8 protein-coding genes are annotated in these 12,412 nt (G+C 67.3%); 3 read left to right on the forward strand and 5 right to left on the reverse strand.

The window, feature by feature from the left end; translation table 11 throughout:
• Window positions 1-103: 103 nt before the first annotated feature.
• The 4 genes from HMPREF1137_RS00150 to gatC all read right to left on the reverse strand — a co-directional run bounded on the left by HMPREF1137_RS00150 (window position 104) and on the right by gatC (window position 5,073).
• A complete protein-coding gene (locus HMPREF1137_RS00150) occupies window positions 104-1,531 on the reverse strand; it encodes an NAD-dependent malic enzyme (protein ID WP_007587483.1) in 1,428 nt (475 codons plus the stop codon).
• 244 nt (window positions 1,532-1,775) lie between these two features.
• Window positions 1,776-3,272 carry an Asp-tRNA(Asn)/Glu-tRNA(Gln) amidotransferase subunit GatB gene (gatB, locus tag HMPREF1137_RS00155; RefSeq protein WP_007587463.1) on the reverse strand — a complete coding sequence of 499 codons (1,497 nt, stop codon included), beginning with the start codon at window positions 3,270-3,272 and terminating at the stop codon, window positions 1,776-1,778.
• Window positions 3,272-4,777, reverse strand: coding sequence for an Asp-tRNA(Asn)/Glu-tRNA(Gln) amidotransferase subunit GatA (gene gatA / locus HMPREF1137_RS00160; protein WP_007587468.1), 1,506 nt, complete (start codon window positions 4,775-4,777; stop codon window positions 3,272-3,274). The genes gatB and gatA overlap by 1 nt, the downstream gene beginning before the upstream one ends.
• A complete protein-coding gene (gene gatC, locus HMPREF1137_RS00165) occupies window positions 4,777-5,073 on the reverse strand; it encodes an Asp-tRNA(Asn)/Glu-tRNA(Gln) amidotransferase subunit GatC (protein ID WP_003789902.1) in 297 nt (98 codons plus the stop codon). Before gatC ends, gatA begins: the two co-directional genes overlap by 1 nt.
• A gap of 18 nt (window positions 5,074-5,091) precedes the next feature.
• Here gatC and HMPREF1137_RS00170 point away from each other — a divergent pair, with 18 nt between their 5' ends.
• Window positions 5,092-6,357: a phospholipase D-like domain-containing protein gene (locus HMPREF1137_RS00170; protein ID WP_007587475.1), complete on the forward strand. Its 1,266-nt coding sequence runs from the start codon at window positions 5,092-5,094 to the stop codon at window positions 6,355-6,357.
• 12 nt (window positions 6,358-6,369) lie between these two features.
• Here the strand turns inward: HMPREF1137_RS00170 and ligA are convergent, their stop codons facing one another.
• A complete protein-coding gene (gene ligA, locus HMPREF1137_RS00175) occupies window positions 6,370-8,703 on the reverse strand; it encodes an NAD-dependent DNA ligase LigA (RefSeq protein WP_034495963.1) in 2,334 nt (777 codons plus the stop codon).
• A 173-nt stretch (window positions 8,704-8,876) separates the two neighbouring features.
• On the opposite strand from ligA, the gene HMPREF1137_RS00180 reads away from it, so the two are divergent.
• On the forward strand, window positions 8,877-11,909 hold the full coding sequence (locus tag HMPREF1137_RS00180) for an FtsK/SpoIIIE domain-containing protein (protein WP_007587492.1): 3,033 nt from the start codon (window positions 8,877-8,879) through the stop codon (window positions 11,907-11,909).
• 156 nt (window positions 11,910-12,065) lie between these two features.
• Entirely contained in the window at window positions 12,066-12,317 is a 252-nt protein-coding gene (locus tag HMPREF1137_RS00185; RefSeq protein ID WP_007587459.1) for a WhiB family transcriptional regulator, read from the forward strand.
• Window positions 12,318-12,412 lie beyond the last annotated feature (95 nt).

Below are 12,412 nucleotides of genomic sequence, written 5' to 3' on the forward strand. Positions count from 1 at the left end.
TCAACGTCAATTCAGCTTGCATCGCCACACAGAGTCAATAAAAAGGCGGGCCCGACCGTGCATCACCAGCGCGATCGGGCCCGCCAAGCAGCCGAAATGACTCTCAGTTCACATCCATGTCGGGCTGAACGGGGATATCCACGGTCGGAAGGTCGCGCACGGCGCGACGCACGGCCTTGGAGACCGCGGGTGCAACGCGCTTATCGAAGGCGCCGGGGATGATGTAGGAGGGCGAGAGCTCGTCCTCGGAGATCACGGACGCGATAGCCACGGCAGCAACGCGCAGAACTTCGGTCGTGATCTCCTTGACCTTGGCGTCCAGGAGACCGCGGAACAGACCCGGGAAGGCCAGAACGTTGTTGATCTGGTTCGGGTAGTCGCTGCGGCCCGTGGCGACGACGGCGGCGTACTTGCCGGCGCCGATCGGGTCGACCTCGGGCGTGGGGTTGGCCAGCGCGAAGACGATGGCGTCGTCAGCCATGGTCTCAACGTCGGAGGGATCGAGGATGTTGCCCGAGGAGACGCCGATGAAGACGTCGGCACCCTTGAGGACCTCCTTGAGGGAGCCGTGGACGTGGCGGGGGTTCGTCGCCTCGGCCAGCGCCTTGCGCGAGGGGTGCATGCCTTCGGTGTCGTCGCCGGAGAGCGCGCCGTCGCGGCCACAGCCGATGATGTCGCGAGCGCCCTGGGCGAGCAGCAGGCGGATAATCGCGTTGCCGGCCGCGCCGACGCCGGAGACGACGATGCGCACGTCTTCGATCTTCTTGCCCACGATCTTGAGGGCGTTGATGAGCGCCGAAAGAACCACGATTGCGGTGCCGTGCTGGTCGTCGTGGAAGACGGGGATGTCGAGCTCGGCGCGCAGACGCTCTTCGATCTCGAAGCAGCGGGGTGCGGAGATGTCCTCCAGGTTGATGCCGCCGTACGCGGGGGCGATCGCCTTAACGATGGAGATGATCTCCTCGGTGTCCTTGGTGTCCAGGACGACCGGCCAGGCGTCCACGCCGCCGAACTCCTTGAACAGGACAGCCTTGCCCTCCATGACGGGCAGGGCGGCCTCGGGGCCGATGTCGCCCAGGCCGAGGACGGCGGTGCCGTCGGAGACGACCGCGACCGTGTTGGCCTTCATGGTCAGCAGGTGGGCCTTCTGGGGCATGTCGTGGATGGCGGTGCACACGCGGGCAACGCCGGGCGTGTAGGCGCGCGAGAGGTCGTCGCGGTTACGCAGCGGCACCTTGGAGTGGATTTCCACCTTGCCGCCGATGTGGCTCATGAAGGTCTGGTCGGCGACCGAATCGGCGATCACGCCGGGCAGCGCAGCGATGGCGTCGCGCACCTCGCGGCGGTGCTCAGAATCGCGCATGTCGCACGTCAGGTCAATGATGATGCGCCCGCGGTCGGAGTCGGCCACGTCGAGGCCCTTGATCTCCGCTCCAGTCGAAGAGACTGCGTCAACAATGGACGCGATGGAAGTCGTCTTCTCGTCCACCTCGATACGGTAGGAGGCGGTGTACGACGGCGATGTGCGCATGTCTGTCCTTTCGTTGGGCGCCCGGCCACAGTCGGCCCGGCTGTCCTCAAGCGCTCATCCTAGGTAACTTTCCGCTCCCCCAGGAAGGGGAAGGCCACAACGTGGACACGTGCGAGCGATCAGGGACGAGGCCGGGGTGCCTTCTCGGGAGATCACCACGAGGCCGGGGCGAACAGTCCGGAGACGACGACGGGGGCCGGGATCGCATCGATCCCGGCCCCCGTGACGTTCGTCAGGATGAACCTCAGGCGCCGACCATCTCCATGATCAGCTCACGCACGCGGGCGGCGTCAGCCTGCCCGCGGGTGGCCTTCATGACCGCGCCGACGAGGGCGCCGGCCGCCTGGACCTTGCCGCCCTTGATCTTCTCGACGATGTCGGGGTTGGCGTCCAGGGCCTCCTGGACGGCCGCCGTCAGGGCACCGTCGTCGGAGACAACCTCGAGGCCTCGGGCCTCGACGACCTGCGTCGGATCGCCTTCGCCCGCGAGGACACCCTCGAGGGCCTGGCGCGCCAGCTTGTCGTTGATGCGACCCGAGTCGATGAGGCCCTGCAGCTCAGCGACCTGAGCGGGGCTGACCCCGGCCTCGTCGAGGGAAACCTCGCGTTCCTTGGCGCGACGCGAGATCTCACCCATCCACCACTTGCGGGCGGAGGCGGGATCGCAGCCCGCGGCGACCGTGGCCTCGATGAGCTCGAGAGCACCGGCGTTGATGACGTCGCGCATCTCCATGTCCGCGTACCCCCACTCGGCGCGCAGGCGGCGGCGCTTGGCGACGGGCAGCTCGGGCAGCGAAGCACGCAGCTCCTCCACCCATTCGCGATCCGGGCGGATCGGAACCAGGTCGGGCTCGGGGAAGTAGCGGTAGTCCTCGGAATCCGACTTCTCACGGCCGGAGGACGTGGAGCCGTCCTCCTCGTGGTAGTGACGGGTCTCCTGCAGGATCGTGCCACCCTCGGACAGGATCTGGGCCTGGCGCTGCATCTCGTAGCGCACGGCCGAGGCGATGCCACGGAAGGAGTTCACGTTCTTCGTCTCGGTGCGCGTACCCAGCGGGGACTCGGGCGTCGGGCGCAGCGACACGTTGATGTCGGCGCGCACGTTGCCGCGCTCCATACGGGCCTCGGACACGTCGAGGGCACGGAAGATGTCGCGCAGGGCCTGCACGTAGGCGGCGGCCACCTCGGGTGCACGCTCGCCGGCTCCCTCGATCGGGCGGGTCACGATCTCCACGAGCGGCACGCCCGCGCGGTTGTAGTCCACGAGCGAGTAGTCCGCGCCCTGGATGCGACCGTCCGCACCGCCGATGTGCGTGTTCTTGCCCGCGTCCTCCTCCATGTGCGCGCGCTCAATCTGCACGCGGAACATGGTGCCGTCCTCGAGCTCGACGTCCACGTAGCCGTCGTGAGCGATCGGCTCGTCGGACTGGGAGGTCTGGAAGGCCTTCGTCAGGTCCGGGTAGAAGTAGTTCTTACGCGCGAAACGGCAGTACTCCGCGATCTCGCAGTTCAGGGCCAGGCCGATCTTGATGGCGTACTCAACGGCCTTGTGGTTGACGACCGGCAGGGAGCCGGGCAGACCCAGCGACACGGGGGTCACGAAGGTGTTCGGGTCGCCACCAAAGGCGTTGGGGGCCGCGTCGAACATCTTGGTCTTGGTGCCCAGCTCGACGTGCACCTCAATGCCGAGAACCGGGTCGAAGCGGCGCGCCGCCTCGTCGTAATCCATGAGCTCAGTCATCACTTTTCCTCCCAGTTAGCTGCGGGGCACTGACCCGCGACGTCGTCGCTGAGCGCCTCCACCAGGGACGCCACCTTGTACATGACCAGGTCGCCGCGCGCGGGGGCCAGCACCTGGAAGCCGATGGGCAGGCCCTCGGAGGACACCGCGTTGGGCACGTTCACGCCGGGGATGCCCGCCAGGTTCGCGGGGATCGTCGCGACGTCGTAGAGGTACATGGCCAGCGGGTCGGAGGTCTTCTCGCCGAACTTGAAGGCCGTCTCGGGGGCCGTGGGCGACACGAGGACGTCAACCTGCTCGAACACCGCGTCGAAGTCGCGCTGGATGAGCGTGCGCACCTTCTGGGCGCTGCCGTAGTAGGCGTCGTAGTAGCCGGCCGAGAGCACGTGCGTGCCCAGGATGATGCGGCGCTTGACCTCGTCGCCGAAGCCGGCCTCGCGGGTGGCGGCCATGACGCGCTCGGCGGTCACGGGGCCCTCGGTGGGCTCGACGCGGATGCCGTAGCGCATGCCGTCGAAGCGGGCCAGGTTCGAGGAGACTTCGGCGGGCATGATCAGGTAGTAGGCGCCCAGCGAGTACTCCAGGTGCGGGCAGGAGACCTCGACGATCTCGGCGCCGGCCTCGCGCAGCTTCTCGACGGTGGCGTTGAAGGCATCGATGACGTCCTGCTGGTAGCCCTCGCCGCTCAGCTCCTTGACGATTCCGACCTTCAGGCCCTTCATGGAACCTTCCGCGACGACGGACTCGACGGCCTCGGTGAGCGCGGGAACCGGCTCGTTCAGGGAGGTCGAATCGTTGGGGTCGTAGCCGCCGATCAGCTCGGTCAGGGCGGCCGCGTCGGCGACCGTGCGGGTGACGGGGCCGATCTGGTCCAGGGACGAGGCCATGGCCACCAGGCCGAAACGCGACACCGCGCCGTAGGTGGGCTTGGCGCCGACCGTGCCGGTCACGAACGCCGGCTGGCGGATCGAGCCGCCCGTGTCGGAACCGACGGCCAGGGGCACCATGTAGGCAGCGACAGCAGCGGCCGAACCGCCGCCGGAGCCACCGGGGATACGATCGGTGTCCCACGGGTTCTTGGTCGCACCGAAAGCGGAGTGCTCGGTGGACGAACCCATGGCGAACTCATCCATGTTGGTCTTGCCGACGATGGGCAGGCCGGCTTCCTTGATCTTGGCGGTGACGGTCGCGTCGTAGGGAGGCTCCCAGTCACCCAGGATCTTCGAGGCGCAGGTGGTGCGCAGCCCGCGCGTCACCACGTTGTCCTTGACGGCGATCGGCACGCCCGCCAGGCGGTGCAGGGTCTCCCCCGCCGCGCGGCGCGCGTCCACGTCGGCCGCGGTCGCCAGGGCACCCTCGCGGTCGACGGTGATGAAGGCGTTGACGCGGTCCTCGATGGCGTCGATGCGGTCCAGGCACGCCTGGGTCAGCTCGACGGAGGTGATCTGGCCGGCGGCCAGCATGTCCGCCAGCTCGAGGGCGCTCTTCTTCAGCAGCTCGTTCATCAGTCCTCCCCCAGAATCTGCGGAACCAGGAACATACCGTCCTGGGCGGCGGGCGCCTGAGCAAGCACCTCGTCGCGGTCCACGGTCTGCCCAATCTCGTCTTCGCGCCACACGTTGGTCAGCGGAATCGGGTGGGACGTGGCGGGAACCTCGGGGGTGGCGACCTCGGACACCTTGGAGACGGCGTCGGCGATCGCGTCGAGCTCACCCGCGAAACGCGTGATTTCCTCGTCGGTCAATGCGATGTGGGCCAGGCCCGCAACGCGGGCGACCTCGTCAGTACTAATGCGTGACATGTGTGGCATCCTACCCGTATGGCCTTTTCACAGCGACGCCAACTCACCAGGCAGACGTGGTCGATCGTCAAAAAAGCGGGAATCGCGCTGCTCGCCGCCCAGGCGGCCGCAGTCGTGACCGTGCACGCGATCGACCGTATGCGCACAGCCCGTATCCCCGGTGGCGTGCACGGTTTCCCCACCCTGCCTCCCGCCGACACGCAGATCGGCAACACCGTGGCGCGCACATACACGGAGGGAACCTCCCTGTACGCGGACATGTTGGAGGCCATCGAAGGGGCGACGCATCACATTTATTTCGAGACCTTCATTTGGCGCTCGGACCGCTGGGGCCAGCGTTTTAAGACGGCACTGATCGACGCGGCCAAGCGCGGCGTCGAGGTGTTCTGTGTGTGGGACGGCTTCGGCGTCCTCAACCAGGATCCGCGCTTCTACAAGTTCCCCGCGATGCCGAATCTGCACGTGCGCAAGTTCCCGACGCTGCGCTCGGGCTTTTTCACCCTGAACATTCGTCGCACGGGCCAGGATCACCGCAAGATCCTTGTGGTGGACGGCGAGGTCGGCTTCGTGGGCGGCTACAACATCGGCGATCCCTTCGCCAACGAGTGGCGCGACACCCACGTGCGTATCACGGGCGAGGCCGTGTGGGAGCTGGAAAACGGCTTCGTCGACTTCTGGAACCATTTCCGCCCCGCAACCAGCCCGGAGCTGCCAGATCAGGGGGCGCGCGCGTGGAGCGCGGACGTGACCGCGCAGTTCAACCTGCCGCACTACCTCCTCTACCCGATCCGTGGCATGTACATTGACGCGATTGAGCGCGCGAACGACCGCGTGCTCATCACGACGGCGTATTTCATCCCTGACCGCGAGGTACTCGGCTCCCTGATTGCCGCTGCACGCCGTGGCGTGCGCGTCCAGGTGTTGATCCCCGAGTATTCCAACCACATCCTGGCGGACTGGGTGGCGCGTCCCTACTACGGTGAGCTGCTGCGCGAGGGCGTGGAGATCTGGCTGTACCGTCACGCGATGGTGCACTCCAAGACGATGACGGTGGACGGTCGCTGGTCGACGATCGGAACGGCGAACATCGACCGCTTGTCGATGCGCGGCAATTACGAGGTGTGCCTGCAGTTCTTCTCACGCCCGCTGGCCGCGCGCATGGAGGAGATTTTCGCGAACGACCTAACGACGGCACGCCGCCTGACGATCGACGAGTGGGAAAAGCGCTCGATGATCACCCGCGTCGGCGAGATGCTGCTGGGCCCCTTCGAGCCCTTCGTCTAAGCCCCGGCCTCGTTATAGGCCGACGGCCGCCAGGCCTCCCTCGAGGAGGTCCGCGAACTGCTGCTCGGTAATGACGGGGACGCCCAGAGCCTCGGCCTTCGCGGCCTTCGAGCCCGCGCCCGGGCCGGCGACCACGAGCGAGGTCTTCTTCGAGACCGAACCCGCGGCCTTGCCGCCGCGCGACGTGATCGCCTCCTTGGCGCCCTCGCGGTCGTATCCGGGCATCGCGCCCGACACGACGATGGTGAGGCCCGCAAGGACATCCGAGGTCGGCTCGGGCGCCTCGTCAGCCATGCGCACGCCCGCGCGCGCCCACGCCTCGAGCACCTCCAGGTGCCAGTCGACCGTGAACCAGTCGCGCAGCGATCGGCCGATCTCCTCGCCCACACCTTCGACGGCGGAAAGCTCCTCGACCGAGGCGGCGCGCAGAGCATCCATCGATAGGAATTTCTCTGCGAGCGCGCGGGCCGCCGTCGGGCCGACGTGGCGGATGGACAGGGCGACAAGGACGCGCGCCAGGGGCTGGTTCTTGGCCTTGTCCAGCTCGGCGAGCATCTTCTCGGTGCCCTTAGAGGCGCTGGGCTCGATGGGCTCAAAGATGGTCTGTCCGCGCAGCTTGCGGGGCTTGTAGGCCTTGGTCCAGAAGTAGCGAACCTGCTTCCAGTCCCCGGTTTCCTCGCCCTTCTTCTTGACGGGCTTCCACACCAAAACGTCGCGCAGATCCTCGGCGCGCAGGTCAAAGAGCGCGGCCTCCGTGTGCAGGGCGGGTGCCTGCGGGGCAGGCAGGAGTTCCTCGGCGCGGGTGATCTGCTCGCCGTGGGGCAGCTCGCGGCCCCCCTCAAGGGTGAGGACGGTGCCGTCCTCCAGGGTGACGCTGTGGCCGGCGACCAGGGCGGCCGCCACCTCGTCGCGGTCATTTTCGGGCTGGGTCATCGCCAGGGCGGACTCGTCGCCGAGGCCCTCCACGTCCAGGGCGCTTCTCGCGCCGACGTGGGCAAGGCGCTCGGTGATCTGCGCGGGACACAAACCCTTGTTCGGGCAGCGCAGGTCGACATCGCCTTCCTTTTCTTGGACGAGCGCGGTGCCACAGGAGGGGCACTGCGTGGGCATCACGAAGGGGCGCTCGGAGCCGTTGCGCGCGTCCTCGACGGGGGCGACGATCTCGGGGATGACGTCGCCCGCCTTGCGCAGGACGACGAGGTCACCGATGAGGACCCCCTTACGGGCGACCTCCTGGGCGTTGTGCAGGGTCGCGCGCGCAACGTTCGAACCCGCGACCAGCACGGATTCCATGACGCCGTACGGGGTCACGCGGCCCGTGCGCCCCACCTGCACCCGGATGTCGAGTAGGCGCGTGTGAACTTCTTCTGGCGGGAACTTGTAGGCGGCCGCCCAGCGCGGGGTGCGTGAGGTCGAGCCGAGGGAACGCTGCAGGTCCAGGTCGTTGATCTTGACGACGACGCCGTCGATCTCATGGACGAGGCCGTGGCGGTCCGCGCCGATCTCGGCGATCCGCTCCTCGATGGCCTCGCGGCCCGTCAGCACGCGGGTGTAGGGCGAGACGGGCAGGCCCCAGTCGCGCAGCTGCTCGTACCAGCCCATCTGGGTGATCGGCTCGGTGAAGTCCTCCCCTGCCTCGACGAAGCCGATGCCGTGGGCGACCATGGCGAGGGGGCGCTTAGCTGTCTCTGCCGGGTCCTTTTGGCGCAGGGATCCAGCGGCGGCGTTGCGCGCGTTGACGAAAGTCTTTTCCCCGGCCTCGACGCGGGCCTCGTTGAATGCGGCGAAGTCGGCGACCGGGAAGTAGACCTCGCCGCGCACCTCGACGCGCGCGGGGACGGTGCCGGTCAGGGTCTGCGGGATCGAGGCAATGGTTCGTGCGTTGGCGGTGACGTCCTCGCCGACGTAGCCGTCGCCTCGGGTCGCGGCGCGCACGAGGCGGCCGTTCTCGTACAGGAGGTTGATGGACAGGCCGTCAACCTTCACCTCAGTCGTCATCTCGAGGTCGGCGATGCCGGTGGCCTCGGCCATGCGGGTCTCCCAGCCGGCAAGCTCCTCGAGGGAGAACACATCGTCGAGGGACATCATCTGGGCGAGGTGGCGTACCTCGGAGAATCCGGAGTCGACGCTGCCGCCCACGCTCATCGTGGGAGAGTCGGCGCCGCGCAGCTGCGGGTAGCGCTCCTCGATCTCTTCGACCTCGCGGTACATGCGGTCGTAGTCCGCGTCCGCGAGGGTCGGCGAATCACGGTCGTAGTAGGCGGCGCGGGCATCGTTGATGCGGTCAACGAGTTCGTTGTAGCGGTCGCGGGTCGTCTCGAACGTGGAGTCAGCCATGGGGTACATTCTTGCATTTCGGGCGGCCGGCGGACGGCGGGCGGGGCGCTCTAGCGGAGGAGGTGGCCATAGCCACATGGCACGCGGGATGGTTATCCACAGGGGTTTTCTGTTGTCGCCGGTTATCCACAGGCCAACTCGTGCTGCTTGATCGCCCGCGAGCGCGGCGGGATCGTTGATGCATGAAGGATTCCGGTTGCCTCGCCAGATCTGCCCTGCGCACCGACCTGCATCTGGCGTGCGTGGATGGCCCCGACGTCGGCCTCGTGCTTGCCCCCGGCACGGTGGGACGGGCGGGAGAGGTTCCCCTGTCGTGCGCGAGCGTGGCGCGCGAGCACGCGCTCTTCTCCACGAACGGGGGCCGGGCAATCCTGGATTCCACGCCGATGTCCCCTCCGTTTCGGGTGCGCACCCGACTGGGCAGGTGGAGGACTCGGCGCGCCCGGCAGGCCCTGACACCCGGGACTCGCCTGCGCCTTGGCGAGGATGTCTTTGAGGTTCGCCCGCGCCCCCTGCGCCTCGCGTGGCCTGGGGTCGAGCGACGAGGCCGGGGCTCGTTGACGGGTGCGTCCCTCCTGCGGGGAGCTCCCCTGCTCTCCGTGCTCGTCATGGTTGCTTTGATGGGGTGGCGGCTGCGTGCGACCGCGAGCGCTCCGCGGATGTTGGTCGCTCTCGCTGCGGCTGCGGTGGTCCTCTTGTGCGGGTTCGCAATCGTGTTCTCTTGGCGAATTCGCCGCCGACGCAGGAACTGGGATGGGGCGGCGCTCGCCCTGGTTCTCGCGGGGCTCCCCAACTCCGCTTCCCCGCCTCGTTCCATTCGGGCAAGCGTGTGGCCTGGGCGTGCGACAAGCATGCGCCGTCGCGTCCTCCTGTCCATGGCTGTGGACGAACCGGGGCAGTGCGCAACGATCGGTATCGCGGGCGCACACGCCCCGCAGTGCGCGCTGTGGTGCGCGGGTCAGGTTGCCGCGCAGGTGGGAGGGGCGCGGGTCTGGTGGAACAGCTCCGCACCCGTCCTGCTCGGGCATGCGGGCGTGGACATCCACGTAAGCGGAGCCGATTGTTGCCCGTACTGCGCGCGCGACACCGACACCGAGCGGCCAACCGTGCACATCGGGTACGCCTCGACCGTTGCACGTCTGCCAGCCTGGTGCGCGCAGGTGTGTCTTACCGACGATGCGCCGGTGGCCTCGCAGTGGTGGTGGACGGTCACCCGTGCCGACGCGCAGGATACGCTTCCCTCCCGGGTGGGCTGGGATCCCGATCGCGCTCGGGGTTCCTCCGGCGTTCTGGGCGTACGCATCGGGATGTCGCCCTCCGGTCCTGTGGAGCTGGACTTGGTGTCGGACGGTCCACACGCGCTCGTCGCCGGGTGTACGGGGTCTGGGAAATCGGAGGCTCTCATCGGTTGGCTCGCGTCAATCGCACACTGCTACAGCCCCGACAAGGTTCGCTTCGTCCTCATCGACTACAAGGGCGGATCGACGTTCGCACGTTTGCAGGGACTCCCCCACACGCATGCGCTCCTGACGGACCTGGATCCCGGGGCGACGACTCGTGCTCTCGAGGGGATCGCCGCCGAATTGCAGCGTCGCGAGGAACAGCTGAGTGAGCTCTCCTTCCCAGATCTCGCCTCGTGGGAGCGTGCACACTCGGACGCCCCGGCCTCCGTCCCGCGCGCCCCGGCACGGCTCGTGGTCGCTATCGACGAGTTCCGCGTCCTCTCCCAGACGCACCCCGACTCGATGGACATCCTGCTGCGGCTGGCCGCGCAGGGACGCAGTCTGGGGCTGCACCTCATCGCCGCGACTCAGCGTCCCTCCGGGGCGGTGAGCGCACAGATGCGAGCAAACATGGACATCCGCCTGGCCTTGCGCTGCGTGAGCGCCGCGGATTCCACAGACATCCTGGGGGACGCTCGGGCCGCATCGCTGCCACGCATTCCCGGCAGAGCCGTCCTCGACGGCACTGGCACCATCCAGCTGGCCTACATGGAGGACGTCGCCTCCGTCGTTTCCCAGTGTGCTCACACGTGGCCGCACAGCGGAGTCGCAGCCCTATGGGCACCCGCGCTCCCCGAGTCCATCACGTGGAAGGAGGTCGACTCCGCAAGCGCGTCACCGACGGCTGCCACAGATCCGCGCTCCGAGCAGCCCGAGATCAACGGGGAGGCCCTCACCCTGGGTCTCGTCGAAGGGATCAACGAGCACGCTCCCATCGTCTGGGACGGGGGAAGCATCCAGATTCAGGCCAGCGCGCACGAGGCCGCACTCGCCTCGCGCTGGGCGCTCTCCCTAGCAACGCGCATCGCACAACAGCGGGGCTATCCGCTCCACGTGGTCGGCGACGAGGACGTCCCCGGCTGCGCATCGAATCTGCACCCCGACGACACTTGTGCGATCGACCTGCTCGAGGGGATCTGCGAGCACGGGCCCGCAATCCTCGCCATCACCGACGTGCCCACACTGCGCGTCGCACTCACCCAGTCACTGTCGGCCCCGCAGGCGGAATCCCTGTGGACGTCCCTGTTAGGCGGAGCCAGGCGTGCTGGCGTCACGATCATTGCCGCCTACTCCGGCCGTTTCACTGCCTCAAGCGCAACGATGGGTGCATTCTCGACGCGTCTCGTGCGAGCACGCGACGCGGACGAAGCCCTCCACGCAGGAATCTCCCCAAACGATCTGCGTGCCCTGGCACCCGGGCAGGTACTGCTTGCTCGCCCCGGCGAGCGTACTGTCCTCGCCTGTGTCCCCGACACCCCGTGCAACCTGGGCACACCGGGCGAGAACACAGCGAGCGGATGGTGCATCCCCAGCCCGGCCAGGGCCTCGGCACTGGTCAGGAATGCGGCAGCTCCTGCCCTGATCGGCCCCACCTACGACGAGCCACGATGGGAGCAGCCGTTGCCATGGATCATCATCGGCGCACGGGAAGACGAGACCATCATCAAAGCGCTGCACGCATACCTCGGCTGGGAAACGCCAACAATCACTGACGTAATTCCCGATAGCGCATGGACTCGTATCGTCAGATGGGACGGCCACAGAGTCCTCGCGATGAATCCCACCAACAACGTAATTCGCGCGCTAATTCAACACTGCCACGCCTCCCCGCTCTCCATTCTCGCGCGGCGGTGGGACCCCACATGCGGACTGATCTGCGAGGGTGATACCCTGACAACTGTCCAACTGACCGTAGGGTCAGTTAATACCTAAGTCCCAGCTTATTCGCACTCCGTGAGCAGCCGCATAGTGACTTCGTCATTTCGCTGTTGACACCACCTTGCGCGACTAAGATGCCTAACGGACACTGGCAAGAGAACACAGCGAAACATCCCAAGCGCACGGTAGTCGAGGAGCGAAAGACACATCATGGATTGGCGCAGCAAGGCGGCATGTCTGACAGTTGACCCGGAACTTTTCTTCCCCATCGGGAACACGGGTCCAGCTATTACGCAGGTCGCCGAGGCCAAGGCCGTGTGCCGCGAGTGCGAGGTCGTGGGCATCTGCCTGCAGTGGGCCATCGACAACAACCAGGATTCCGGCGTGTGGGGCGGCATGAGCGAAGAAGAACGCCGCTCCCTCAAGCGCCGCGCCGCGCGCGCACGCCGCGCGGGGTGCTAACACACCACTGCGGCACACGTGCCGCACAGACGATCAAGGCCGGAGATCCACACAGGATCCCCGGCCTCGTTCATCGGCGCACAGCGCTGACCCCA

This window comes from Actinomyces sp. ICM39, from assembly GCF_000282935.1.
GTDB classification, from domain to species: Bacteria; Actinomycetota; Actinomycetes; order Actinomycetales; family Actinomycetaceae; genus Pauljensenia; species Pauljensenia odontolytica_B.